Source organism: Magnetospirillum aberrantis SpK, assembly GCF_011022235.1.
GTDB lineage: Bacteria > Pseudomonadota > Alphaproteobacteria > Rhodospirillales > Magnetospirillaceae > Magnetospirillum > Magnetospirillum aberrantis.
This window is the reverse complement of the sequence record NZ_JAAIYP010000038.1, coordinates 342,407-368,225: the sequence shown is the minus strand read 5'-3', so window position 1 is coordinate 368,225 and position 25,819 is coordinate 342,407. Positions and strand designations below refer to the sequence as shown.

Annotated in this window: 26 protein-coding genes; 7 read left to right on the top strand and 19 right to left on the bottom strand. The window is 60.7% G+C overall.

Features of this window, described 5'->3' with window-relative positions:
• Nucleotides 1-263 precede the first annotated feature (263 nt).
• The 5 genes from G4223_RS12865 to G4223_RS12845 all read right to left on the bottom strand — a co-directional run bounded on the left by G4223_RS12865 (nt 264) and on the right by G4223_RS12845 (nt 6,945).
• Nucleotides 264-800: a Spy/CpxP family protein refolding chaperone gene (locus G4223_RS12865; protein ID WP_163680218.1), complete on the bottom strand. Its 537-nt coding sequence runs from the start codon at nt 798-800 to the stop codon at nt 264-266.
• 125 nt (nt 801-925) lie between these two features.
• Nucleotides 926-1,366 (bottom strand): c-type cytochrome, encoded by a 441-nt coding sequence (locus G4223_RS12860; protein WP_163680216.1) that lies wholly within the window; start codon nt 1,364-1,366, stop codon nt 926-928.
• Nucleotides 1,367-1,377: 11 nt separating this feature from the next.
• Nucleotides 1,378-2,109, bottom strand: coding sequence for a cytochrome c (locus G4223_RS12855; RefSeq protein WP_163680214.1), 732 nt, complete (start codon nt 2,107-2,109; stop codon nt 1,378-1,380).
• Nucleotides 2,110-2,150: 41 nt separating this feature from the next.
• The gene (locus G4223_RS12850; RefSeq protein ID WP_163680211.1) at nt 2,151-5,267 is read right to left on the bottom strand and encodes an efflux RND transporter permease subunit; all 3,117 of its coding nucleotides are present in this window, start codon (nt 5,265-5,267) and stop codon (nt 2,151-2,153) included.
• A 4-nt stretch (nt 5,268-5,271) separates the two neighbouring features.
• Complete coding sequence (locus tag G4223_RS12845) at nt 5,272-6,945, bottom strand: efflux RND transporter periplasmic adaptor subunit (protein WP_163680208.1); 1,674 nt, start codon at nt 6,943-6,945, stop codon at nt 5,272-5,274.
• Nucleotides 6,946-7,111: 166 nt separating this feature from the next.
• Between G4223_RS12845 and G4223_RS12840 the strand changes: the two genes are divergently transcribed.
• Together G4223_RS12840 and G4223_RS12835 are read left to right on the top strand one after the other, a co-directional pair.
• Nucleotides 7,112-8,488, top strand: coding sequence for an ATP-binding protein (locus G4223_RS12840; protein WP_163680206.1), 1,377 nt, complete (start codon nt 7,112-7,114; stop codon nt 8,486-8,488).
• Entirely contained in the window at nt 8,485-9,231 is a 747-nt protein-coding gene (locus G4223_RS12835) for a response regulator (protein ID WP_163680203.1), read from the top strand. Before G4223_RS12840 ends, G4223_RS12835 begins: the two co-directional genes overlap by 4 nt.
• A gap of 319 nt (nt 9,232-9,550) precedes the next feature.
• Here the strand turns inward: G4223_RS12835 and G4223_RS12830 are convergent, their stop codons facing one another.
• Nucleotides 9,551-9,844, bottom strand: a complete 294-nt coding sequence (locus G4223_RS12830) for a DUF6626 family protein (RefSeq protein WP_163680201.1) — start codon at nt 9,842-9,844, stop codon at nt 9,551-9,553.
• Nucleotides 9,845-10,821: 977 nt separating this feature from the next.
• Here G4223_RS12830 and G4223_RS12825 point away from each other — a divergent pair.
• Entirely contained in the window at nt 10,822-11,091 is a 270-nt protein-coding gene (locus tag G4223_RS12825) for a hypothetical protein (protein ID WP_163680198.1), read from the top strand.
• Here the strand turns inward: G4223_RS12825 and G4223_RS12820 are convergent.
• The 3 genes from G4223_RS12820 to G4223_RS12810 are packed head-to-tail and all read right to left on the bottom strand — an operon-like array spanning nt 11,084 to nt 12,923.
• Complete coding sequence (locus tag G4223_RS12820) at nt 11,084-11,548, bottom strand: hypothetical protein (RefSeq protein ID WP_163680195.1); 465 nt, start codon at nt 11,546-11,548, stop codon at nt 11,084-11,086. The genes G4223_RS12825 and G4223_RS12820 overlap by 8 nt on opposite strands.
• Nucleotides 11,548-12,294: a hypothetical protein gene (locus tag G4223_RS12815; protein WP_163680192.1), complete on the bottom strand. Its 747-nt coding sequence runs from the start codon at nt 12,292-12,294 to the stop codon at nt 11,548-11,550. The genes G4223_RS12820 and G4223_RS12815 overlap by 1 nt, the downstream gene beginning before the upstream one ends.
• 56 nt (nt 12,295-12,350) lie before the next feature.
• A complete protein-coding gene (locus tag G4223_RS12810) occupies nt 12,351-12,923 on the bottom strand; it encodes a tyrosine-type recombinase/integrase (protein ID WP_163680189.1) in 573 nt (190 codons plus the stop codon).
• 332 nt (nt 12,924-13,255) lie between these two features.
• On the opposite strand from G4223_RS12810, the gene G4223_RS20255 reads away from it, so the two are divergent.
• The 4 genes from G4223_RS20255 to G4223_RS12790 all read left to right on the top strand — a co-directional run bounded on the left by G4223_RS20255 (nt 13,256) and on the right by G4223_RS12790 (nt 15,019).
• Nucleotides 13,256-13,885, top strand: a complete 630-nt coding sequence (locus G4223_RS20255; RefSeq protein WP_163680186.1) for a response regulator transcription factor — start codon at nt 13,256-13,258, stop codon at nt 13,883-13,885.
• A gap of 72 nt (nt 13,886-13,957) precedes the next feature.
• Nucleotides 13,958-14,272 (top strand): hypothetical protein, encoded by a 315-nt coding sequence (locus G4223_RS12800; RefSeq protein WP_163680183.1) that lies wholly within the window; start codon nt 13,958-13,960, stop codon nt 14,270-14,272.
• A gap of 37 nt (nt 14,273-14,309) precedes the next feature.
• The gene (locus G4223_RS12795; protein WP_163680179.1) at nt 14,310-14,543 is read left to right on the top strand and encodes a hypothetical protein; all 234 of its coding nucleotides are present in this window, start codon (nt 14,310-14,312) and stop codon (nt 14,541-14,543) included.
• Nucleotides 14,544-14,551: 8 nt separating this feature from the next.
• Nucleotides 14,552-15,019 (top strand): hypothetical protein, encoded by a 468-nt coding sequence (locus G4223_RS12790; protein WP_163680174.1) that lies wholly within the window; start codon nt 14,552-14,554, stop codon nt 15,017-15,019.
• On the opposite strand, the gene G4223_RS12785 is transcribed toward G4223_RS12790, so the two are convergent.
• From G4223_RS12785 to G4223_RS12740, 10 genes are all read right to left on the bottom strand, one after another.
• Nucleotides 15,016-15,789 carry a hypothetical protein gene (locus G4223_RS12785; RefSeq protein ID WP_163680171.1) on the bottom strand — a complete coding sequence of 258 codons (774 nt, stop codon included), beginning with the start codon at nt 15,787-15,789 and terminating at the stop codon, nt 15,016-15,018. The genes G4223_RS12790 and G4223_RS12785 overlap by 4 nt on opposite strands.
• Nucleotides 15,786-16,397, bottom strand: a complete 612-nt coding sequence (locus G4223_RS12780) for a 6-pyruvoyl trahydropterin synthase family protein (protein WP_163680168.1) — start codon at nt 16,395-16,397, stop codon at nt 15,786-15,788. Before G4223_RS12780 ends, G4223_RS12785 begins: the two co-directional genes overlap by 4 nt.
• Nucleotides 16,394-16,738, bottom strand: a complete 345-nt coding sequence (locus G4223_RS12775; RefSeq protein WP_163680165.1) for a hypothetical protein — start codon at nt 16,736-16,738, stop codon at nt 16,394-16,396. Before G4223_RS12775 ends, G4223_RS12780 begins: the two co-directional genes overlap by 4 nt.
• A gap of 18 nt (nt 16,739-16,756) precedes the next feature.
• On the bottom strand, nt 16,757-18,367 hold the full coding sequence (locus G4223_RS12770; RefSeq protein ID WP_163680162.1) for a tRNA guanosine transglycosylase family protein: 1,611 nt from the start codon (nt 18,365-18,367) through the stop codon (nt 16,757-16,759).
• The gene (locus tag G4223_RS12765) at nt 18,358-18,687 is read right to left on the bottom strand and encodes a hypothetical protein (RefSeq protein ID WP_163680159.1); all 330 of its coding nucleotides are present in this window, start codon (nt 18,685-18,687) and stop codon (nt 18,358-18,360) included. Before G4223_RS12765 ends, G4223_RS12770 begins: the two co-directional genes overlap by 10 nt.
• Nucleotides 18,688-18,698: 11 nt before the next feature.
• A complete protein-coding gene (locus tag G4223_RS12760) occupies nt 18,699-19,844 on the bottom strand; it encodes a glycosyltransferase family protein (protein WP_163680156.1) in 1,146 nt (381 codons plus the stop codon).
• 111 nt (nt 19,845-19,955) lie between these two features.
• Entirely contained in the window at nt 19,956-21,515 is a 1,560-nt protein-coding gene (locus G4223_RS12755; protein WP_163680153.1) for a competence protein CoiA family protein, read from the bottom strand.
• 84 nt (nt 21,516-21,599) lie between these two features.
• Nucleotides 21,600-22,220 carry a response regulator transcription factor gene (locus tag G4223_RS20250; RefSeq protein ID WP_163680150.1) on the bottom strand — a complete coding sequence of 207 codons (621 nt, stop codon included), beginning with the start codon at nt 22,218-22,220 and terminating at the stop codon, nt 21,600-21,602.
• Complete coding sequence (locus G4223_RS12745) at nt 22,217-23,803, bottom strand: MASE1 domain-containing protein (protein WP_163680147.1); 1,587 nt, start codon at nt 23,801-23,803, stop codon at nt 22,217-22,219. The genes G4223_RS20250 and G4223_RS12745 overlap by 4 nt, the downstream gene beginning before the upstream one ends.
• 229 nt (nt 23,804-24,032) lie before the next feature.
• Nucleotides 24,033-25,595, bottom strand: a complete 1,563-nt coding sequence (locus G4223_RS12740; RefSeq protein ID WP_241004091.1) for an LA2681 family HEPN domain-containing protein — start codon at nt 25,593-25,595, stop codon at nt 24,033-24,035.
• Nucleotides 25,596-25,819: the final 224 nt, after the last annotated feature.

Here is a 25,819-nt window from a genome sequence, read left to right as displayed (position 1 = left end):
TCACGCAGCCTCGGGCTGTCCCGCGTAGGCGCACCAACAGTTTGCTCCATGCTTTGGCGCTGAGAGTAAGCTGGTGTCTACGACCCAGATTGTTAGCGACGCTGTGAAGGCGGGCAAACTGGATGCGGCGATGAAGGCGGCTCTGGCGGCGCGCAAGAAGCCCTGTAAGTCCGCGTAACGCGTTCTCTCTGCCGTGCATGTCGCCACGCACGGCAGAGAGACGTTCATTGGCACCAGTCGAGAAAAGCCGTGGCGGCTTTTGTTTATTTAACGACCGGCGACGGCGGCTGGCCGAAGCAGGGCATGCCGCCGCTCCCCATCATGCCGCCGAAACCCATCCCGTAGCCGCCGACTGCGGTTTGCGCGATGGCCTTCTGCTTGTCGTCCAGCACATTGAACAGGGTGTCGCGGGCTTCCAGGACCGTCGTCATCTGGTCCAGGCGGCGTTCATGCATCTTGCGCATGAAATCGACCTGATCCTTGGGGGCCATCTTCTGCACGGCGTCGAAATCGATGCTGTTGTGGGTGTCGGTCATCGACTGGACGTTGGCCTGCGCGGCGGAAACGTAGGCGTTCCACGCCTGTTCCTGGGCCGTGGTGATCGCCAATTTCTTCTTCAGCGCGTCAAACCAGCCCTGGTCATAAGCGCCCATCATCCGGCTCCACCCCGGTCCCTGGCCGCCCATCATCATGCCCGGTCCCATGCCATAGCCCATACCCTGGGCTAAGGCATGAACACCGTACAGGCCGACCACACCCAACGCGGTGGCGGCGGCGATTGTCATGGCGATGCGTTTCATGGCGGTTCCCCTTTGATCCGGCGGCGGGCACCTGCCGCACCGCATGAATTCGAAGACAACCTTATATAACCACCTTCATGTATCCGGGGTGTGTCGGCCAACGTAAAGAAGTGTAAACGGCCGAACTACATCCGGTGCTGCTCGTAAACAATACCATTGGCCATCTGTATCTCGCGGACATAGGCGATGATTTCCTCGATCTGCGCCTTGGTGACCTGTGGCTGCGGCGGCATGTCTCCAAAGTTCCAGTGGTGACGGCGCACACCGTCGCGGGCGGCCCGGAAGAAGGCCTCGTCCGCATGATGGCCGGGATTATAGATCGGGTGGATCAGTGGCGGCCCCTTTTCGCTGCCTGTACCATTGACGCCGTGACACTGCGCGCAATTGGCGTCGAAGGCGCGCTTTCCGGCTGCGGCCACCCGCGACAAATCGGGCAGACGCAGTTGGGAGGCCGCCTCCTGCGGCCCCGAGGAAGTGGTGAACATGTTCGAGACCAGCAGACCCACGCCGCCAACAAGGATTCCGATCACCGCCAACTTCGTCAGATGGGCCTGCAATCCCTTCATCTCAACCTCGCTTAATGCGACATGTGGCCGGAATGATCCATCGGCATGCCTGCCGGCATGCCGGCGCCAGTTCCGGCAAACCCATTGGCTGCCTGCATAGCGCGGATAAAGGCCAGCACGTCCTTTTCCTGACCTGGCTTCAGCCCCTCGGGCTTGGGCATGTCACCGAATTTCCACATGTGGCTTTTGGCGCCCGAGGTCGCGGCGGCCAGGATGACGTCGTCACCGTGCCCCGAACCCAACTGATAGAACTGATGCAGCAGCGGCGGGGCGGAATCGGAACCGCGCAAGGCGGTGCCGTGACACTTGGAACACACCTGCTCGAACGCCACCTTACCGGCAGCCGCTTGGGCCGAAAGCTGCGGCGTCACCACCGCTTCCTGGGAAAAGCGGGCGGAAACCGGCTTGCCGTTCACGGTCAGCGACAAGATGGCGGCCACCTTGTCGGCACTGGTGATGGCGGCATCGGAGCTCAGCATCTCGCCATCGGCCTTCAGGGCGACATCCTGCTTCTTGCCGTTGACCAGCAGCGTCGCCTTGCCCGAGGCGGTGAGCGGCCGGTCGGAATGGTCGCGCACCCACACCCGAATGCCGCCGTCACGCACCGCGAACTCGATGCGGCTTTCGTCGGCAGTCTCGGTGATCTGGCCGCCGAACCAGGCGGCGACGGTACCGTGGGCCAAGGCGGGAGCCGCCGTTCCAGTAAGCGCGAGCACAACAGCGACCGCCGCAAAGCTCTTCATGGTCTTCTTCTCCGAAATGAGGGGACTGGAATTAAGGAAAATCATGCCATCGCCCCCTGGAGGCGGGCATCGGCGGCCACCCGTTCCACCGAGGAACGGGCCACCAGCAGAAAGACGACCGGGGTGACGATGGTGTCGAGGATTGTGGAACTCATCAGGCCGCCGAAGATGACCACGGCGACGGGATGCAAAATCTCCTTGCCGGGCTCACCCCCGGCCAGCACCAGCGGCACCAGAGCCAGCGCCGCCACCAGGGCGGTCATCAGCACCGGGGTCAGACGCTCCAGCGAGCCGCGTACAACCAGCTGCGGCCCGAAGACCTCGCCTTCATGTTCCACCAGATGCAGGTAGTGCGAGACCTTCATGATGCCGTTGCGTGCCGCGATGCCGGTCAGGGTGATGAAACCCACCAAACTGGCGACGCTGAGCGTCTGGTCGGTCAGCCAGATTGCGGCGACGCTGCCCACCAGGGCCATGGGGATGTTGCCCATGATGATGGCCGCCAACTTGGCCGACCTGAAGTGGCTGTACAGCACCACGAAGATACCGGCCAGAGACAGCACCGCCAGCATGGCGATCAGGCGGCTGGCTTCCTGCTGGCTTTTGAACTGGCCCTCGTAGGTGACGTAATAGCCCTGGGGCATTGCCATCTCGCCCAGGGTTTTCTGGACGTCGGCGATGATGGCGGCCATATCGCGACCTTGGGAATTGGCCAGGACCACGATGCGGCGCTGCATATTGTCGCGGTTGATGATGTTGGGGCCGGAGGTTTCCACCACCTCGGCCAGCAGTGACAGCGGCACCTTGCCCGCCGGAGTGTCCACCAGTATCTGGCGGAAATCGGCGGTGTGGGCGCGCCAATCCTCGGCCAGACGCAGCACCACGTTGAAGGTGCGCTGGCCGTCGCGGACCTGGCTGACGGTCTTGCCGTTCAAGGCCGCCTCCAGGGTCTCGGTCAACTGGTCCAGGGTCAGGCCGTATTTCCGCGCCTCGGCGCGGTCGAGACGGAGCTGCAATTGCGGGATCAGCACCTGCTTTTCCACCTGAAGGTCGGCGATGCCCGCCACCTGAGACATGCGGCTCCGTGCGTTCTCGGCCAAGCCGCGCAGAGTGTCCAGATCGTCGCCAAAAATCTTGATGGCGATTTCGGCCCGCACACCCGACAGAAGATGGTCCAGGCGATGCGAAATAGGCTGGCCGATATTGGTGACGATGCCGGGGATGCGAGCAAGCTGCGACCGCAGATCACCCAGGATTTCCTCGCGGCTCCGCTTCGATGGCTTCAGGTCCACGTCGATCTCGGTGTAGTGGACCCCCTCGGCGTGTTCGTCCAGTTCGGCGCGACCTGTCCGCCGTCCGGTGGAGATGACTTCCGGCACCTCCAGCAGCAACTTCTCGGCGATGGTGCCGATGCGGTTGGATTCCGACAGCGACGAACCGGGCGGCAGCATGACGTTGACCGTCACCGTGCCCTCGTTGAAGGCGGGCAGGAACGCGCGGCCCAGGAACGGCACCGAAGCCGCCGCCAGCGCCACCAGCGCCACCGCTGGCATGATGACCTTGCGCGGATTGGCGAAGGACCAGTGCAGCATACGGGTGTCCGCCGCCTTCAGTTTACGCACCAGCCAGGAATCGCCGTGGGCGACGGCCTTAGCCTTGGGCAGCAAGTAGTAGCTGAGAGCCGGGGTGACGGTCAGCGACACCAGCAGCGAGGCGATGATGGACACCACATAGGCGATGCCCAGCGGCGTGAACAGACGGCCCTCGATGCCCGACAGTGCAAACAGCGGCAGGAACACCAGAACGACGATGATGGTAGCGTAGACGATGGAATTGCGGACCTCGGACGAGGCATTGCGGATGACGTCGATCACTGGCAGCGGAACCGCCTTGTGGGCGTTCTCGCGCAGGCGCCGCAGGATGTTCTCCACGTCCACCACCGCGTCGTCCACCAACTCGCCGATGGCCACCGCCAGACCCCCCAGGGTCATGGTGTTGATGGACAAGCCCATCTGCTGGAACACCAGGGCGGTAACCACGATGGACAGCGGGATGGCGGTCAGCGAGATGAAGGTGGTGCGCATGTTCATCAAAAAGGCGAACAGCACGATGGTCACCAGAATGGCACCGTCGCGCAGGGCCTCGACCACGTTTTCCACCGCGCGTTCGATGAAGTCCGCCTGCTTGAACAAGATGTGGTCGGCCTTCACGTCGGCGGGCAGGCCCCGCTTCAGCTCGTCCAGCGCCTTTTCCACCTCGCGGGTCAAGCTGACGGTGTTGGCGCCCGGCTGCTTCTGCACCGCCAGAATCACCGCTGGCGCCGCGTTGACCGAGGCGTCGCCGCGCTTGATGCCGGAACCGAAACGGACGTCGGCAACCTGACCGACGGTGATGGCGGCGCCGTTACGCCACGCGACCACGGTATCCTTCAGGTCATCCACGCTGGTGGTCTGACCCAAATTGCGGATCAGGAACTCGGAAGAGCGCTGCTCCAGGAAGCCGCCGGTGGTGTTGCGGGCGAAACCAGCCAACGCCTTGGACAGATCGTCATAGGACAGATTGAAGGCGGACAGACGCGACGGCGACACCAGCACCTGATACTGCTTGACCTGCCCACCGATGGGAATGACCTGGGCGATGCCGGGAATGGACAAAAGGCGCGGACGCACAAGCCAATCGGCCAAGGTGCGGACCTCCATCGGCGAGGTCACGCCGGTATCCGACCGCATGCCCACCAGCATGATCTCGCCCATGATCGAGGTCACTGGCCCCATGGTGGGGGTGATGCCCTGGGGCAATTGTTCCTTGGTGGTCGCCAACCGTTCGGCGATGAGTTGTCGGTTGCGGTAGATTTCTGTGCGCCAGTCGAATTCGACATAGATGATGGACAGTCCGACGCCCGAGGTCGAGCGCACGCGGGTGACGCCGGGGGCGCCGTTCATGGCGGTCTCGATGGGGCGGGTGACCAGGGTCTCCACCTCTTCCGGCGCCAGTCCCGAGGCTTCGGTCATGATGGTGACGGTCGGACGGTTGAGGTCGGGGAACACGTCCACCGGCAGCGTGGTCAAGGTGAAGGTGCCGTAGACCGTGAGAACCAGGGCGAAGGCAAGCACGAACAGCCGATGTTTCAGGCTGAATTCGATGATCTTGTCGAACATCGGCTTACCTCCCCGCCTTCAGTTGCTCGATGCCCTGGGTCACCACCCGGTCACCGGGATTGATCCCTTCGACGATCTCGGCCAGCGGGCCGATGGTGCGAGCGACCTTGACCGGACGGACCTCGAAGGTCTCGGGCGCGGTGCGGACGAATACCGCACGGCGGCCGCCCACCTCAGCGATGGCATCGCGGGGAACGGCGGTGCGCACCGAGGTGGCCCCGGTCTCCAGGTACACGTCCATGGGCATGCCAATGCTCAAATGCCCGGCCTGTTCGGCGGCCACTTGGAAGATGGCGTGGACGCCTTGGTCGATCATGTCGATCTTGGGGCTGACACCCAGCAATTTCAGCGGGAAGCTTTGGTCCGGCACCAGCTTGCTGGCGGCGGTGGCGCCCGAGATGCGCCTGGAGACGCCGATGTCATGGATGACCGCCTCGACCCGCAGCAAAGACGGATCGACGACTTCCACCAGCACGCGGTCGGAAATGACGACCTCGCCGGGAACCACATGGACGTCGGTGATGATGCCGTCCACCGGAGCGGTCAGCAACTCACGTCCCAAGGCGGTTCCGGTGATCTGACCGCGTTCCTTGCGCAACTGATCCAGCCGGATGCGGGTGGTCTCCACCTGTTTCGCAGGAACCAATCCGCCCAAGGTTTCCTGGCGGGCCAATTCGCGCTCGGTGATGGCGATCTCGCCATCGACGCGGGACAGGGTTGCCCGCTTGTCGCCCTTCTCCAGGGTGGACAGGGTCGGTTCCAGGACCGCCAGCACCTGCCCGCGCTTCACGACCTGTCCCGGCACCGGAATGGGATGCGCCGGGTCGAAAACCACCCGCGCAGGCTGCGACGGTTGCAGGCGCGCATAGCCAGACGGATCGGCGATGACGCGCCCGACGACGCGAACCGTATCGGCGGCCTGCTGCGGTTCGACCTTGATGGTGCGGATGCCCAGCAGGAACTGGGTCGGCTTGGACATGGCGATGGGGGCGCCCGGCTGCACCTGTGGCTTTTGGGTGGCGGGTGCGTCGCCGTGATCCTCGCCGCCATGCGCCCGGACCGGCTCGGCCAGCCCCAGCAGGCCCAGAGCCAGCATGGCCGCGGCAGCCTTGTGGTTACGACGGATCAGGGCAAGGCCGCCAATCAGCAGGACCGCACCGGCACCACCGGCCACACCGAACGCCTTCCAGTTCGATCCCTCGGCCTTGGCCGCAATCGGCTGGATGCCCCCCTTGCGCCCGGTCGCTTGGACCAAGATCAGATCATCCTTACCGGCAGCGGACACGATCAAGGTCATGTCAGCCCCAGCCTCGGGCGTAGTCCACGCGAGTTCATAGATTCCGGGTTCAGATGTCGGCTTCGCCTGACCTTGCCAGTCGCTGGCCTCGGCGTCGATTGTGGCGCCACCTACAGGTGCGTTGGTGTCGGCATCGGCCAGATAAAGGACGCTTTTGCCATCGGTCGGATAAAGCGCGACTTGGAATGCCGTTCCTTCAGCCCCGAAACCGGATTGCTCGGTGACCACCGGCACCGGCGCGGCGGCAGGGGCGCCGTGGTCCTCGCCGCCATGAGCGAACACCGCCGAGGGCAGCACCACTGCCAGAACCAGAGCGGCAATGCCGGAGCGCTGGAGATGCGTCCGAAGCCATCGTCCAATTAGCCGCAAATCGCCACCCATCCTGATGCTCCGTCTTCCACAACTCCGCGATCTGCGGACCTTGTCGATATAGCGCGGAACCCGGCTAGGTGATTGTAAAGTAGTGTAACAAAGTAAGAACCGGGGATGCCGATTCCCCGATCTCCTGTCACAATCGGCCCCGCCGGATCAAAGACAGAGGTCATCAATGCGGAGACTGATTCCCGATTCCATCGCCGGACGGACCTTGCTGGTGCTATTGGTGGGGTTGACGTTGTCCCATTTGGCCAGCACCACTATTTTGTCGTCCGACCGCCATGACGCCATCGCCACCACTGGCGACAACTTGTCATCCGACCGGGTCGGCGTGTTTTCCCGTCTTCTTGATCAGGCGCCGAAAGGCGAACGCGACCGGCTGGCCAGCAATTTGGGCAGTCCGCTGTTGACCGTGACATTGGGTGCCGCCCCCGCCGTTTCACTGTCCCATCGCGACGAGGTGGAAATTCTTCCGCTACGGCAATCGCTGGAAGCCTATTTCGGCCCGCTGGGCCATGATCGTCTGCACGTCACCCGCCAGCGTCACGGTCATGATGGTGAACCCTTATCGTTCTGGATGCGCGTGTTGCACGGCTTTCCCGACGAGGATGCCTTGCTGGTGGCCGTTCGGTTGAATGACGGTGTCTGGGCGACCTTCGATTTGACCATGCCCACTCCGCCGACCTGGTGGACACCGCATTCGATTTTGTCGGCACTGGTGATGATCACGGCTATCCTTGTGCTGGGCTACTGGGCGGCGGGGTGGGCTTCTGCCCCCCTTGCCACCTTCGCTCGTGCCGCCGACCGGCTGGGCCGCGACGTCCACGCCCCACCGCTATCGGAAACCGGCCCCCGTGAAGTTCGTCAGGCGGTTGCCGCCTTCAACGAGATGCAGGATAGAATTCGGCGTTTCGTCGATGACCGAACCCGAATGTTGGCGGCTATTTCTCACGACCTACGCAGTCCTATCACCCGATTGCGGCTGCGCACCGAGATGCTGCCCGCCAGCGAGACTGCCGAACGGATGCTGGCCGACCTCTCTGAAATGGAGGCAATGGTGACCTCCACGCTGGAATTCGCACGCGGCGAAGCAAGCGTGGAAATGTCTCAGGTTATCGACCTTGCCGCCACCCTGGAAGCAGTGTGCGACAACGCCACCGACATGGGGCTACCGGCGGAATTCGACTGGTCGGGGCGATTGGTCTGCACATGCCGACCGCTGGCGATGAAGCGGGCGTTAAGCAATCTGGTGGAAAACGCCGCCCGCTATGGCGGTCGTGCGGTCGTTCATGCCCGTCATATGGGGCGCGATATCGTCGTCACCATCGACGATGACGGCCCTGGTATCCCCGAGGACGAAATGGAAAAGGTTTTCACCCCCTTCTATCGCCTTGAGAACTCGCGCAACCGTAAGACCGGCGGCATCGGCCTTGGCCTGACCGTCGTCCGCACCATCATTCGTGCCCATGGGGGGTACATTCAACTGGCGAACAGACAGGAAGGAGGGTTGCGAGCAACGGTCAGCATTCCTCAAGGGGAGACGGCATGAGCAACCCAACCCACATTCTTGTCGTCGATGATGACCTGGAAATCGGCGCCTTGTTGAAGGAGTTCCTGGGAATGCAGGGGTTCATGGTCACCACCGTCGGCGACGGTACGGCCATGCGCAAGGCGATGGATGTCGGAACCATTGATCTGGTCATCCTCGACCTCATGTTGCCGGGCGAAGACGGCTTGGCCTTGTGCCGCTTCCTGCACGACACCACCCGCCTGCCGGTGATCATGCTGACCGCCATGGGCGACGAAACCGACCGGGTGGTCGGGCTTGAAATGGGCGCTGACGACTATCTCGCCAAACCGTTCAGCACCCGCGAATTACTGGCCCGTATCAAGGCGGTGCTGCGGCGGGTCGGCGATCATGACGCGCCTGCGGGAGAAACAGCCCTGGCCGCCCCCCGAGATACCGCCCACCGCGACATTCTAAGCTTCGCCGATTGGACACTGGATGCAGGCCGCCGCCAACTTCGTTCCCCCGACGGCGTGCTGGTCGAGATCACCGGTGGCGAATACGATCTTCTGCTGGCCTTTTTGCTTAACGCGCAGCGAGTGCTTAACCGCGACCAACTCCTTGACCTCACACGCGGGCGTCTGGCGGGCCCCATGGACCGCACCATCGATGTCCAGGTCGGACGGTTGCGACGAAAACTGGAAGCGGACCCCAAAAACCCTGAACTGATCAAGACCGTGCGGGGCGGCGGATATGTGCTGGCGGCCGAGGTTCATCGCACATAACGCCATTTTATTGCTGGACCAGCAGGGGACGAGGGGAAGGTCAGCAAAGGTGCGCCACACTACGAGGCGGCAAATATAAGTTCTCAGTTAGAGCGTCTCTATCAAGCAGTCAACATCGTCTCACGCATCCATTGGGATAGAAGTGGACTGAAAATTCATGTCCCAGGGTTTATCTTGGGATTCCTGCCAATGGTAAAGCTCATCCGAGGCCAATGCGCTGATCGCGGGCACAATGGCCGCGAGCACTGTATGGACGCGATCGGGCTGCGCAGCGGCATTCTGTGAACTTACTTGATGTAAGTTCATGCCAAGCTTTGGGTCACGCCGCCTCGGGCTGCCCTGCATAGCGGGACAGCAGTTCGTTCCACACCTTGGCGCTCAGCGCATCCAGGGCAGTCGCTTCGGTATGCCGGAACACGCGGCGCATTTGCATGGCCTTGCGGGTGACACGCCCGGCCAACGCCAACAACGCTTCCGCGCTGGGTTTCTGACCGCGCGCCACAACGCAGGACATATAGGACGGCTGCTTGCCGAGCCACCGGGATGAGAAGTCCAGTTGGGAATCGGTCAGGCCAAGGTCCATGAGGATATCGCGGGCTTCGATGAGGATCATGTGTGCGTCTCCAATGCGTTGCTCATGCAACTATTTATGCTGTCTGTCATAAATAACTGCACACGCAGCAACCCAAGGGAGTGCGGAATATGAAAAGATCGAGAACCATTACGCTGGGCTTCGACAGGAAGCCAGCAACGTTACAGAAAGTCATCGAGGCGGCCATTGCTGGCACTCTTGCTGCGGCAAAGAACCGCCATCCTTAGACGATTTCGAATTTGGCGATCCAACAGCGGATCGCTTAAAATTCAATAGTGCTGGAGACGGCACACACCATAGGGTCCACATCAGGGGCTGCGACACAGAAGAAAAAGAGCCACTCCGAAAAAAACAGTAGGAGAACCCCGCTGACCCAATACGCGCAATACCCACCGGGCGGCGGCCCATGTGTACAAAGGATCAGCCGACATCTGGGTCACGTGATGGACGGCTGAGACTACGGTATGAGTGTGAGCGCGCTGGGCACAACACGGGAAGGGCCGCCGGGAACGGGCTGACGTGCAATGCGTTGAATGGAAAGTCGCCGAAACAGACTTCTCCGCGAATGCTATGTGTTGGCTGCCGTAGTTGCTTGCGAGCAATCGCATAACCGCGCTGGGCTTAATCGCCCTGGAGAGGCGTTCCAATAGGTAAAGAAACACGGGCGCCGCTTTAACTGGAACGAATTACACAACTCGACGGAAAATACCGCTACCTCTCCTCCCGCTGGCAGATGCTTCAAAGTCGCTTTCGATTTTGAAGTTCTCGGGGGACGTATCGCGCAACCGCGCGTGCGTCTTAGTTCTCGAAGTCTGTCAGCGGGGGGAGAAATGTGACTGCTCGGGAAAATGCAGTTCAGTTCACTTCGTTCAATTAATTGATTCAGATGCTTTTCATAGATCGCAGCAGTGAAAGCGCAGACCAGCAAAGCTGGGATGACGCTGAGCTGATGCCGCTCAACGCCAGTTGAGCGTCAAACCCATTCAAGGACACCACACATGAATCACTACACATTGACGGCAAATGACATCAAGGCAGTTCTCCAGGCAATCGATGACGTGGCATTGCACCACGGACGTTCATTGCAGCCGAAGGAGCAGAAGTTCCTGGTGGATATGGATAATCGGCTGCGGGGCAAGACAGAGGTCACGCTCAAGATCAAGCAGGCCAGTTGGCTGACGGCGCTCTTGGCGCAGGCACCCAAGCGCACGGCGAGAGCCAAGGCCAGGGCGAAATCTAATGGCGTGTGCCGAGGTCAAGTCAGGTAGGCGCAAAATAGGCGTTGGTCAGCACGTCGATAACGGCCATGACCGCCAGCAGGGCATCGGGAAATACGTCCGTATTGGCCTCGATCCAGCGGTCACGCCGCCCCTGCTGTTCCAACAGCATGAGGTCGAACGGGCCTGGATCGTCATCGATCCAATAGAAATCGGCCTGCATGTTGATGGCGGCGGCCTTAGATGCGTCCCAGCGGAGGGGCGTTATCCGCAGCAACAGCGGCTCCAGCGCGTCATCCCAATTGGAGCATTCGCGGAACGCCCTGACGATCCCGGCATGTGATCCCGAGCGGTCGCGGGTGGTCAGCCAGTACGGCGTATGGTGTTCAACGGCCCAGCGGAGAAATGCGCCAGCATGTGGGGCGATTTCCCATCCCGCGTTCCATACCGCGCCGGGTACGGCACTGCGCAGCAATGGGCCGTCGATATCGAGATAGAGAACGGCCATCAGCAGGCCAATTCCCAGCCATCGACGTAATACATGCCCTGCTCGTCGATCAGAACCGGGGCTTCGCTGATGTAGCAGACATTTGCGTGGGCGATCAGCATGTGGGTCTCCATCAGCAAATCAAGCAACGGGGCAACAGCCTGGGTCTCGGCCACCAGCCCAATGCGGCGGCGCAGGAACGACAGCGAGATGGTTCCCGGCGTCGTCGCGCCCAGCACGGCATCACCGATGCCCTGATAGCGCGGTGCAGCGGCCATGACCTCGGCGGCACTGCACTGCGTGTGCAACGTGACCGTTCCGGCCACCGCGCCCTTGATCCAGGAAGGCTGATCGGGAAACGGCAGGTCGTCGCGCGCCAACGCATCCCACAGGGCTTGTTCCCGAGGCTTGGTCGCGGCCAACACACCGTTCTCCAATTCCCCGCAGAGCATTGCCAATTCGCCCGTTTCCACGTGGACGGCAGACCGTGCCCGCTGCATTGGCGCATGGACAAGCTGATCCGCCACGTTCGGCCCCACCGGGTTGTCGGCCACCAGCGGGAAGAGAGACCGTGCCCACGCCATGGTCAGGGGTGAGGCGCACCAGATTATGTGCCGGGGATGTGGCAGCCCCGCCGCGCGGTATGCGTCCTTGACCAGTTGCTCCACGCGGGGACGGTCGGGCCGATCCGTCAGGTTCAACATGGTGGTCCAGACTTGGAGAAACCGGCGTGCCGCCGCCGTGGGGTTGTCGGTAATGGTGTTCATGGAAGCGCCTCGAAATCCGCAGTGTTAATGACCACGGTATTTATCGGCGCGCCCATTCAGAGGATTTCCACCGCCGCCCGCATCATGGCGTCGTTGACCTCGATATAGCGTTGCGTGGTGCTGAGGTGCCGGTGCCCGGCCAGCGTCATGATCACCTTGGCCGACACGCCGGAATGGGCGAGCCGGGTGATGAACCAGCGCCGTCCGCTGTGGCTGCTGGCCCCATCAATGCCCGCCGCCGCATAGAGGTTGGTGAACAACTGGCACAGCGTGTTGGGCGAAAACGCAGTTTGCTTCTGCGTCAGCAGAAACGGGGTGTCGCCGGGACGCTGGGCCACCTTCAGCGCGGCCACATAGCGTTCCAGTTCCTTGCGCAGCTTGTCGCCCACGAACACCGCCCGCGCCTCGCCGGTCTTGGTGATGGCGCCGCGCAGCAGGACTTGATCCTTGACCTGGCCGTCGCCGGTCAGCACGTCCTTGACGGTCAGGGCGGCGATCTCACCTACGCGCATCCCGGCATAGAAACTGAGCATGAGGGCGGCGCGGTTGCGGGCCGCGTGCTTCCTGCTGGCGATGACGGCAAGCACACGCTTCAGCTCGCTCTCGCTCAGAACCTTGGCCTGCTTCATGGCTGAAACCTTGAGAAATCAACGCCAACACATAAAACGTTATAAACGCCGATTGCCCGAAGTCGCAACGGCGTTGATCCGCGCATTATTTCAATAAGATAGCCAGAACATAAGAAAATGTGCGTTTGTAAATAAGATAAAGTCGGGTGATCAGCAATGAATTCCAAGATGATGCTGCGCGAACTCTTGCCATGGCGCCCCACGCGCTTTTTCCGAGCGACTGCGTCTCGCGTTGGTTGCCGCGCCCTTGGGCCAGGAAAACCTAATGAAACGCACAGAAGTACATATTCGCCCCCGGCCATGCCGGATGTGGTGGGCCACAGAAGGTCGAGATGCAGCAAGAACCACCCTTCGTCGTCGCAATCGTGGATGATGATGCCGGATTTCGGGACGCGATTGGCTGGCTGCTCAAGGCCAACGGCTATGTGGTGCGTGGCTATGGTGACGCCCCGTCATTCCTCGCCGGTCATGATCCAACATTTATTGGCTGCGTGCTGCTCGATCTGCGCCTGGATGACGCCTGCGGCATCGACACCTTCATGGATGCGCGGCGGCGCGGCCTTGACGCGCCCGTGCTGATGATCTCGGGACACGGCGACATTCCAACCGCAGTCAAGGCAGTGAAGCTGGGCGCGGCGGGCTTCATCGAAAAGCCCGTGGACAACGACAAGCTGCTCGCCACCGTGGCGGCAGCCTGCACGGCACACCAGCAGCAGTGCCGCCAGCATGGCCGGGCGATCAACGCGCTGAAAGGGTATGGTCAGTTGACCAGCCGGGAACGGCAGGTGTTCTGGTCGATAATCGACGGCCTGCTGACCAAGGAAATCGGCAAGGCGCTGGGCATCAGCACTCGGACAACGGAAATCCACCGCTCGCGCGTGTTCGAGAAGATGAGCGCGGGCAGCTTGTCCGACCTGCACAAGGCCGCGCACTTTCTGGCCCGAAACCCCGTCTATCCGTAGTTTTCCACTATACCTCTCCCGGACGCAGGCTCGTACCGTGCCGCTATCTGCACAGTATGGGGAGCGAAACGAATGTCGCGTTGGTCGGTCTGTACCGTTGTTGCCCTTGTAAGCACGATCGCGTTGGCGGGTTGCGGCGAGTCCAAAGAGGAAATCTTGGATAAGGCTATCAAAAAGGCCAAAGCAAGGTGCGGGAATGAACTGACGGATATGTTTTCATACAAGAACGCAGGCATTGACGATGAGAGGAATGTCGAAGTAGCTGCGCAAGATATTGCAGCAAAGCGTTTTGAAATCATCGTGCCGGTTTACGCGATGAGCGATCGCTTCCCCTGCTACGCAGTCATCGAAGGCGACAAGGCCCGAGTAAGCTTCAAAAGGCCCTAGGCGCACTTACTGCGGGAACGTCCCAGAAGGAGGGGCGATGCTTTTCGAGAACCCCGCCAACGGCTACCAGGAACGGGCCAGTACCCCGTTCCTGTGGTGCCTGCTCTTCGGCGCGCTCTATTTCGCCGTAAAGGGTATTTGGAAGCACGCCGTCATCGCTGGTATCGCCGCGATCCTTACCAGCGGGGTTTCGTGGCTGGTCTACCCGTTCTTCGCCAGGATCATCGTACGCAATGCGTATTTGCGGCGGGGCTGGATCGAAGTCGAATAGGAGGGGACATGTCCAAGGTTGCCGGTGCTGCCTGCGCAATGATGATTTGTTTCGCGGCGAACACAGCCCATGCCACCAACGGCTTCTGCGAGGAACACCGCCTGGTGCTCAACCCGATCTATCAGCAGCTCATCCAGAGGCTTCAGTGGCACCTGTACACCCGTGACATCAACCTGAAGATCGACGCGGAGACAGATATCCAGGCGTTCATGAAATTCTCGCAGCAGGCCGACCGCTACGACAAGCGCATGGTCAACGCCATCCGGGCCTACAACGACGACGATCCCGAGGCGGAACGCGCCTGCCGGGCGCTGGCGGTCAGCGCCGATTGCGAATCCTATCTGGTCTATCAGGATGCCGTCATCCCCCTGCCCGGCATCAACCGGGAAGCCGTACTGGCGGAAGGCAGGCGGCGCTGCGAGCGCGCTTACCAATATGAGGGCTTTTCCTACATTCCCATCGGGGGCTGGCGTTAGGGCTTGCGGATGGTATGGCTGCGCGGTCCTTGCCAATAGCGGGTGATGAAATCCTTCTTGTGCAGCTTACCCTTCTCGAACCGCATGCCGGGATAGGTGTCGGCGAAGAACGCCTTGCCCTCGGCATGCACCCGCCTGCGCGTCTCGGCGTCGAACAGCGTCGATGCCTGACCGGCGAATTCCCGCAAGGCGATATTGTGGCATTGAAACACGCCCAGCCCCGCCATGACGGCCTGAAAGACAAAATCACCATCCTCGCCGATCATCATGTCGCGAAACCAAAGTGGGGCTGGCGGCTGACGCAGAAACCAGAAACTGCCCTTCAATTCGACATAGCGCTCGAAGACGAGGTAATGCTCGAAGAACGCGGGTTCGTCCTTCCAGGGATAGCCCCGCACCGCGCCATTGATCGGACTGAAGATGTGGATGTTTTCCGCCACCTCGGGCAATAGGCCGAAGATCGCATGGCCGTCCATCTGGTCGAGCAGGACGGCATCGTTGTCGGCCATCACCGTCCATGTCTCGCCGCTGGCGTAAAAGTCCTCCAGCAGTGGATTGCGGGCGGGACCAGGACGCAGCAACGGCCCCTTGTAGCGGGCATAGGTGATGGCCGGATCGGTGCGATACCAGTTCTCGCGGTAGCCCTGGTCAAACACCACGACCTCAAGCCCACGTTCCAGCAGCCAGTCGAGTTGCTGGTTGTGCCATGCGAGGCGCTTGCGCTGAAGCTCCTCGCCTTCGCCCATGTAGGAGATGATGCGCGCTTTCATCGGACTTGCTGCTCGGGCAGTGGGTGACAGAACAACGCTGTGCCGTGCTTGCGGGCATCGACGACCCGCGCCCACAGATGCGGATCGCTCCATTCCTCGCGGATAGCATCGCTGAAAACGATCTGGTCCAGCGCGATGGGACCGCCCATATCGGGGCTGAACGCATCATCGCGCCAGCATTGGGCATAGCCCGTATCGGTTTCGTGGACGATAACGCTGTCGAGCGACACGCCCTGCTCCCCATTGCCGAATTCGGTCGCGGTCAGCACCGCATCGACCAGAGCGAAGAACACCCGGCTGAACTGCTCGGCGCTGGGGTTCACCGGCACGGACACCCACCGCTCGCTGTGCCGCTGGATGAAGGCGATGTACTCGGGGTCATCACGATCCCAGAAGCAGGCGGCATGATCCCAGGAATCGATCAGTTCCTTGATCGCGCCCTTGAGCAGGCCGAAATCCAGGATCATCCCGGCGTTGTCCAACCGTGAGGCGGTCAGCAGCAGTTCCACCCGATAGCTGTGACCGTGCAGGCTGAGGGCGCAGCGGCGGGTCGAGCAGTTGCGCACCACATGGGCGTTCTCGAACCGGAACAGCTTGCGGATGATCATAGTTCGTCGTTGAAGGATTTGTTTTCGTCGCGGATACGCTCAAGAACTTGGGCGTCAGTCTCTCCCGGTCGGCGCAGACCATAACGGTCCACGCTTTCCCAAAAGACCGATGTCACGGCCCCGGTGAAGTCATTCTCCACGCGGCAGCTCGGGATCGGTTCTCCGTTCTTGACGCACCATGCGTCCAAGACCCGCAAAACGTCGTTGGTCTCGACCGTCTCGCCATATGGGGCCACTATCTCGCGAGAGAACTTCGAGGTGGGATCGCGCTTCAATTCCCGCTGGATGCGGGTCAACTCGGCCTTGGTCGGCCTCTTGGCGCCAAATGCGTTCGCGAACATGCCATCAACTCCGTGTGGTCAGGGGACAAGCAGGGTGGAGAGCTTCGTATCCGGCGTCTCGCTGACCAGGGCGTCCGCCAACTCATCGGCCAGCTCCGGCCATTTCTCGATTTCCGCCGCCGCGCCCTCGTAGGTGTAGCGCAGGTAAATTTCCTGGCTGATACAGGTGTGGACGATGTAGCCCATGGGGGTCAGGCGATCCGGCCTCGTGCCGTCTTCCACGTCGGAATCGTCGTCGGTCGCCGCCGCCGCGCCGCTCCGTGGCGACTTCATCTCGACCAGCTTCCAGTAATTCTCCGTGGTCAGATGCTCGGCGAGCGCGCTGGTGCCCAGGGCCTTGGCGCTATCCACCACTCGATCAAGGATAAACTCGACGAAACCGGGATGGGCGTTCAGCCGTTCGACGGCAAACGCCTTGAAGGCTGGCACCTCGACCAGCCGGTCATAGGCGGCCAGCAGGAAGTCCGGGCTGTCCTGCACGAATTCAGCGCCGATCTCGATCTCGTCGTCCTCGGCGCAGCGGCTGAGGTCGAAATCCCAATCCAGCAGTTCCATGTGGTCGCGGAACCAGCCGATGTCGAAGGTCAGCGCGTCCGGGTGCATGCCGACCCAATCGCGGACGAATTGGGCAAGATCGGGCGTGTCGCCTCCGTGATAGTCGAAGAACTCCATCTCCAGCGCCTTGCGCAGTTTGATGCCCTGCGCGCCCTCCGCATAATACTGGCGGCGCTTCCCCATCTCGGAATTGGGATTGGAGGCGTCGCAGCTCACGGTGAAGCCGTCATCCTTCAGCACCTTGCGCAAGGCCCGTTGCAGCAAGGTGAAGAACGCCACGTCCTCGGGGCCGGTGATGCCCAGCATATGTATCCAACGCTGGTTGCTGTCCGGTCCAAGAACGCCGTCACGCAGCATGCGGGCGACGCTGCGCAGGATGGCGCTGCGATTGCGCACGGCCATGCCGCCGAAGGCCCAGCCGTCGAAGGCTTGCTCGCCCCACTTGCTACGGTCGCAATAGCCCTTGATCGCTTCGTACCAAGCAAGCGCACCATCGGGGCCGTCCACAGACAAGCCCTGCATGACGTTCAGCATGCGGGCCTTGCGGGGATCGCGGTTCTGGATCAGCCAATCGCAATTCAGCTTGGTCCAGGTCAGGCATTCCTCGAAGCTGTCGATGCAATCCGCCTTGTCGCTGTGGACGCTGCCGGTGGGCACGTCCATGGCGATGGCGATATCGCTGATGGCTTCCTGCCATGCCAGGATCTCGGCACGCTTGCCGTGGTACTCGTCCGGGGTCCAAATCCCCTGGTAGACCTGGAAGCCGCCGCTGTCGCTGATGACTGTGGTGTCCTTGCGCCGCCGATAAAGGGGCGCGTCGTTGACCATTGACCGCTCCACGTCGAGGGTGGACGCTCCGCCCGCGCTGTAGAGCGCCGCATCGTACCGAAACAGCCCCTCATCACTGAGGTAGTTGAACTGGTCGAACGAACGGAAACCGTGCTCCTTAATGGCTTGGAACACGTCATCCCGTTTGGAATAGGCATAGAAGCTGCTGTGAATGGCGGGAAAGACCGAGGCGAAATCCTTGCGCCAATGCCGGTAATCCAGGCTGGGATCGATCTCTATGCCCATGACAACACCGCTCCGTTTTCACCGTCTTCGCTGATATCGATTTCCACCGCGCGGCCCGGATAGCGTTCGGCGATCCGCGTATAAAGTTCCTCTGCCATCATCTCGCAGCTTCGCCCGTCGAGGCCGAGGGTGCGGGCGTCGTACAGCGATTCCAGCCAGTCTTGGAAAAGGTGGAATTCGATGTCGCGGTCGTTGTGGCGCACCTCAATGGACACCTTGAACCAGAAGGTGTGCCGGTGGGTGTGGGCCAGATAATCGACCTCGGCGGGGGCACCGGCATAGCGGTGCAGGCCGCGCTTGCGGAAGGTCACATAGATCATGCGCCGCGCCATCATGCCCCCACGAGATGCTGGTAAAGGGGCGTGGCGGTCAGGTATCGCGCCTTCAGTGCCTGCTCCTGCCGGGCGATTTCCGCCTGCATCCTGGGCGTGTCGTAATCGTCCATCAGCGTGCGGATATAGGAGACCAGGAAGTCCTTGTTGGCCCGATAGGCTTCCCAATTGGCCGTCCAGTCGCTGGGATACAGGAACGGCGCGCTGTATTGCTCGTTATAGGCCAGTCTCCGGGGTGACAGCGGCATGGCCCCGGCGATGGTGGCCTCGGCCTGGGCGATGCCCAGCGTCTCTTGCAGCGCGGCGCTGAACGACATTTTGGCTTGGCCCAGCAGCGCGTGGTATTGCAGCTTGCTCAGGGCCTGTTCCTGGCACACGACCCATTCGTATTGCGGCAGGGTGGCGGCCAAGTCCTTGAAAATGTCGAGCTGTTTTTCCGGGGCCAGCCGGTGGGGGAACAGGATCAGATTGGGGCGTTGCTCGGGCGGCAGGCGGTGCGGCGCCAGTTCGTCCCACAGGTATTCGTTGGGATAGCCGCTATAGGCGGCGTGGTCGCCCATCTCGTCGTCATCGATCTTGAGGACTCGGGAGAACAGCCCCCAATGGAACGAGGTGGTGAAGAAGTTGCGGTCGATGGCCCAGAACATCGCCCGCTCGGTGGCGTAGGACCATCGTTTGTCGGTGATGGCGCGCCCGAGGAAATCCCAAGGGTCATAGGAACCCGCATGCCAGATCGCCGAAATTTCCCAACTTACATCAAGTAAGTTCCGCATGTAGGCGAGTTGCAGGATACCGGGGTGCCACGCATCGGTGACCAGCACCTTGTCTCCATCGCGGACTAAGCCCGCCTCGACCATGCCGATGAAGCGGTTGACCTGCTGGTTCTTCCACAGATTGGTGGTGGCGAAGTTGAGGAATGCCCCGGCACTGGCACGCTGCGTGCCGCCATCACCCGGCACGTTGACGATGTTGAGCATACCGCTGTCGATGGCTTCCTGGCCGAAGCCCATCGGGTCCATGTGAACCTGCGCCACGATCCCGTTGGCCTCGGCATGGGCCGCGATTTGCCGGGGAACGCCCGCGAACCACTGCGCCGTGTAGCGCGTCTCGATGGGTTCCAGCGACAATATCCAGATGGTGTGCATGGTGGCGTGCCGCCCTGGTGGCAATTGCTTCGGGCGGGCACGCTATGACGGTCGGGATAGGCCGGATATTGGGGGAATCTACGAATGGACGGCGCTCCAGCGCGCCGCCCGCTACTTTTTTGCGCGGAAGCGTATCTTGTCGATCGCCGCTCCTATAAGGAGGCCGCCAAATGCAGTGACCTTCGAGCCAAAATTTTCGGCAGACGCAAGGCGCTGCGCGCGCCGCTGATGTCTGCTGTTGCGGAGAATAAGTAGCTGTTGTTCTTCGGTTAAGCCGAGAATACCGGCATTATTTTGCAATGAACCGTCCGCAATTGACGATATAATGCGAACAGGCTCGCTTTGGGGTGCCGATGGTTCTTGCCAATGTTTATTTGCATGTTCTCTGATCGAAGAGATTGGGCAGAGGCCAGCTAGGTCTTGACTGGGCTGGTTGAGCCAAGTCGTAATTTCAGTCCCTGACATTAAGGGGGTCAGTCGATGTTCAAGGGCGCTTAACTCGCGTTTGCAAAGCTCCTCTGTCCTTTGCTCGCGGCGGCGGCGAGCCTGCTCCTCACGCACTATCCTCTGGCGCTCCCGCTCCTGTGCCTGCCGCTCCCTTTCATCAGTAATATTCCGCAACCGTTCTTGAATAATTTGCTGCCATTGCTGAACGGGCATCGTTGCCTCAGGCTCTGGTGGGCGAACCTTGCGCCATCCTGGCTTGAACCCTAAGTGTTGTCGAATATCGATGGCACCGACAAAGTTAGGGTACGGGCATTGAAGCGCGACATCCTCGGTGAGAAATTCACGATCTGGCATGGCCCCGCAATGAGGGCAGATCAAGTTTTGTTCCACGTTGGGGGCGACTTTAAGCGTCTTTCCGGGAGTTAGCTGGGTCAACTGACGAAGCTTGCTTAGTGCCTGCTCCCCGAATGAAGCCTCTGCTAAGGGAATGGCCATAGGCTTGTTCCCTCCGCGAACACGGTTTGGATAGGCCACCGCGAATGTCGTTCGGAACCACTGCTGGCCACAGTGTCCGCAAGGATAGTTGTATCCAATTAATGCAAGCGGAACCTTGGCGAGATCGCTGCCTTTGTCATAAACCATGCTTCCCTTCAATAGGGCAGTCAGAAGACCTCCGAGTTCACGTATCCGTTCCTCCGTGCTCTTCTCCCGAAGAAGGAAAGCAGGGAGTCCTTGCCCGATAAGGTCTGGCGGAACTTCTTCATAATCCTGCTTTCGTAGAAAGAACCAAACGCTCCTGACACCCGAAGCGTTGTGACGTTCGACGCGTTCACGAGTCTCGTGATTTTTCTGGTCAGATTTCTGTATCTCAATCGCCGACTGCTCTCCTGTCACGGGGTGCGTAACAAGGACATCAGCACGCCAGTTGGGGCCAGAGGCCTCCATTTGCGCAAGATAGCCACATCGCTTGGCAACAAGGTAAGCTTCCGCCTTTAACTTTTCGTGCTCAATGCTTTCCTTGCCGGCTTCGCAATTTTTCGGAGCAGTATGGTGGCGGAAGAACCTAAAGCCGTTTTCATTTTGCACGGCTGTAGCGCGCGTCCGGCAGCAACTCGTTAATAGCTGATTGGTTTTGCTCCATTTCCGCACCCGTTCCCATTGCAAAGGATCGGTGATGTCTGCCGCGACAAGAAGGTCATCGCCATGGAACGCAGTTTGGGGCATGAGAGGGGAGCCGACGGAGTTAATCAGAGCCTATAGCTTACACGCCACACCTAAAAAATTGAAACTGTGCGTTTGTGGCCAATTCTAGATTGCCTGCCGAGTGCAATGCTTTGACATGCCGACTAAGTCAGCCAATCCGTTCACTCGCATTTTTTCAAAAACTCGCGTTCGATGCACCTCAGCAGTCCGAATGCTGATATCTAGTTCGCTCGCGATTTCCTTGGTTGCCTTGCCATTGACCAGCAGCCAGAACACCTCCTGCTCACGCACGGTCAACAGGCCGTAAAGCCGCATCGCATCAACCGCCCGGCCATAGCGGGCACAGAAATCACGATGGTAGACGCTGGCGCTGGCGACATCGGCCAGCAGCTTGGCGTTGTCGATGGGCTTTTCGATGAATCCCATCGCGCCTTGCTGCACCGCCTTGACGGCGGTGGGAATATCACCGTGGCCGGAAATCATGATCACCGGCATGTCGTGACCGTGTGCCCGTGAGCGCAGGAATACCTCTATGCCGCAATCCTCGCCCAAGCGCAGATCGACCAGGGCACAGCCGATGGCGCGGATATTGTGCTGGGCGATGAAGCTGTCGGCATCGCCGTAGGGGCGGGCGTCGTAGCCGTTGGTCCGCAACAACCACACGATGGCCTCGCGGAAGCTGGCGTCGTCATCGACGACAGCCACAACAAAGGGCGTTTCGGTCATGCCGCTACCGGCAGCCAACAGGTGACGCAGGCGCCGCCATCGGGGTTGTTGGCGATCTCAAGATCGCCGCCATGGGCGGTCAGAATGGCGCGGGCGATAGGCAGGCCGAAGCCGCTGCCGCCCGGCTTGGCCGAGGCGAACAGGGCATGGCCGTTGCGCAACGTTTCTTCCGCAAAGCCGTGGCCGCTGTCCTGCACGCGCAGCACGGCCTTGCCGCTCTCTTCCGTCAGCGCAACCAGCAATGCCCGCTGCGACACAGCGGCCATCGCCTCGCAGGCATTGCGGACCAGATTGACCGCCAGTTGCTGAAGGGTGGCGCGGTCGCCCAAGATTTTGGCCGTGCAGCCGCCCAACTCGAATTGAGCCGATACCCCGCTGTCGTCGCAAATCTGGCGCAGCAGCGGCACCACGTCGCCCATCACCGCCGCCAACGTCAGCATTTCACGTCTGCCGGTGGCCTGGTCGAACTGCGCTTGGTTGGCGGCGATGATCTCGCGCACCCGCAGTACCTCGCGCTCCAGCCGTCCGGTGATTTCCGGCAGTTCCACCGGATCGACGCGTCCCCGTTCCGCCATGGTGTGCAGCGCCTGCGCATAGGTGGAGGCCGAGGCCAAGGGCTGCCTGATCTCGTGCGCCAGCTTGGACGCCGTTTCGTGCGTGGTGAAGTGGCGGTATGCCTTGTCCAAGGCTGTTTCCTGTTTGCGCAGTTTGCGCAACGCCCCTTCGCGGTCCTCGATTGCTCCAGCGATGATCAGGCTGAGATAGCCGATGGACAGCATGAAATAGGGAGCACCAGCCAGGATGGATTGGTCGGGCCGCAACAGGCTGGCCGCCGTGATCGACACATTGGCGAGCAAGGTAGACAAGGCCGCACCCAGCACGCCGAAGGCCACCGCGTTCCACGCCACCGGCAGCATGACGAAATAGGAGAAGCGCCCCTGGTCATGCCCCAGCAGCAGTTCCGCCACTTCCAGGTACAGGATCAAGGCGGTCGCCAGCAGACCGACAAACAGCACACGCCCATCCCGTTGACGAAAATGAGAACGCCACGGACGATTCAGCAGCAACAAGGTGGGCGCGAGGGTAACGATGCCCAGCGCGTCGCCAATGAAGAAGCGGGCGGCCAGCGGGCCGTATTCCGACCACGGGATGGCGCCATCGGCGCAGAAGTTGAGGACGTTGACGGCGGCAACAATGGCGGGCGTCGCCAGTGATGCGGCGATGAAGCGATGGATATGGGCCTGACGGCTGAGGTCCAGCGGCTCGCCAAGCCAGCGCCGCAGCAGTGCAACACCAACCACATAGCCGGTTGGCGGGATCAGCCAGGACAGCCAAGCGCCGGGCGTGGTGACGGCATAGGGGCCAAGCAGCACCACATATCCGATACCCATATAGGCCAGCGGCCAGAACCGGGGAAAGCGGAGAAGAAAGGCGAAGGTCAGTCCAGCGGGCGGATACCAAATGCTGACGCCGGGGCCAACATTCATCGCCACCGCCGCCTTGTGGGCCAGAACCCAGACAACGGGGTAAAGCGCAATAATAACTGCCTTGCGCAGCTCATCGCGGTTCGACGGCGGCACCATGAACGACCTCTATGATTTTCCCGCTGAACCCCAGGCCGCAAACTTACATGCTGTAAGTTGGCCTGTCATGAGCTGGTCGCACCAATCCGCACAAGAACATTGGGGACGGCCGCGCCCGTTCCGAGGCGCCGCCGTCGCGGCTTGCTGGGGCGACTTCGCCAACGGCACAAACCAGCCACAGCCGGGGTGGATTTGCTCTTGCTGATGCCTGGAGCCCCCCCTTGCCACCCTACCGGGAACGCTTCCAAGCATCATCCCATGTGGAAAGTGGCATCGAGAACACCGGGCCGTCTGGCCGCTTGCTGTCGCGCAATTCCTCTTCACGGCCGATTGCGAGCGAAAGATAGCAGAGGGCAGACCGCGCGATCTTCATGACCCTCAGCGCCTTCGCTTCCATTTCGTGGCTCGAAAGCGATTTGCCGAGTTCGCCGGTGGCAAAGGCGTCCACAAACCCTGCCACAGCCCATCCCTCATGCACCTGTAGGTATTTATGCTCAAGGTGATTACGCAAATCATGCAACTCCCGAGCATCAGGGGCGGTCGCACCCTTCAGAGCCTCATTATGAATTTCCTTGGAAAGCCAGAACAAACCGCGCAAGGGCCAGTTTTCATATTCCTCGAAAGCCGGAAGCAGAGTTTTCTTGCCTTCCACCATCCACACGTTACGAAAGTTTATTTGATCCGGTCGCTTCCCCAGGCACCAATAGTCATTGATAAGGAAGGCAGTCTTATCGAGCAATGAATAAGCGATACGAAAGCTTGTTCGCACGCGCTCCATAGCAAGAGAGTAACTAGGATAATCCAGGGTATTATAGAGGAGCACATCTTTGTCGGAGAAATGAACGCCTTCAGCGATCAGCCCTTCGAACAGCATGAAACGCGCCGACGCAAACTCCTGCTTCATTTGATTGAAAAAACCAATAATCGGCGGCGCAAATCCGGGCCGCGTTGGCGGCTTGATCTCTGTTAGCGATGGCAGGGTCAGAACATCGTTGGCTGCGATTGAATGTGCGCCTAAGTCATTAAGGGGGTTGAGAAACAAACGTTCCTCCAAACACCAGCGCCGATAAGCTTTCTCGCGCTTGCTGCGGCCAAGTGAAAACCCATCCAGGTTCTGGCTCTCGCGGATCATGTCCACAGGGACATTCTGTGCGATACTGACCGCCATCGCTCCGAATTGCTCACTCAGCCCAGGGTAAAAGCTGTCGAACAACGCATCATCAGCGCCTGCCTTTACAGCAGCGTCGTGAGCATGCAGCCAGAAAAGCCCTTGATGGCCAGGGTCATGCAGGGCACGTGCGTAAAAGCCAAGCCCCCGGGCGCGATTGCCAAGTGCCATCGCAAATTTCGGCAGTATCCGCAGCGCACGATCCCAACTTTCTAACGCATCAACGAAACGACCGACGCCGTTAAGAAGATTGGCCCGATTTGTAAGTATTTGGCATTGCCGTATCGGATGCAGTTTTTCAAAGCCTTCGTGCGACACCGCATGCGACAGAGACAAAATCTCTTGCTGCGTTTCAGGCTGCTCCCAAGCCCAAGACCGTTTATGACCGGCGAGTTCAGCCTTGAGGCTCCAAACATTGGCCCGGAAATAGTGGATCACAGCGCCCTGTCCGATCGTCACATCGCGCTTTTCCAACTCGTCGAGCAAAGTAAGGGCGCGCTCTAATCCACGAGCAAAGGCGGCATCCCCTGAAAGATCAATAAGTCGACCTATATGGTCGAATGCCTCCTCGTTGTTCAATTTCCGAATTGACCGCTCAGACAGCCGCTTCAGCTCTTCAGTCATTTAGTTGATCCAACAGCAGATCGCACGCCTCAAGGATGTTATTGCGTAAATAGGATTGGGAGCAATCGCGTAAGGACCGGCCTTAGCACCGACTCGGCGGCGACCTTCAATTCCCCTGTCGAACACGACAGCAGGGACGAGGACGATGGCGACGGCCAGGAAGCTTCGGGGCAAGCGGCAGGCAAGGGAGCGGCGCAAGAGCATCTCCCCGCAAATCGGTCAAA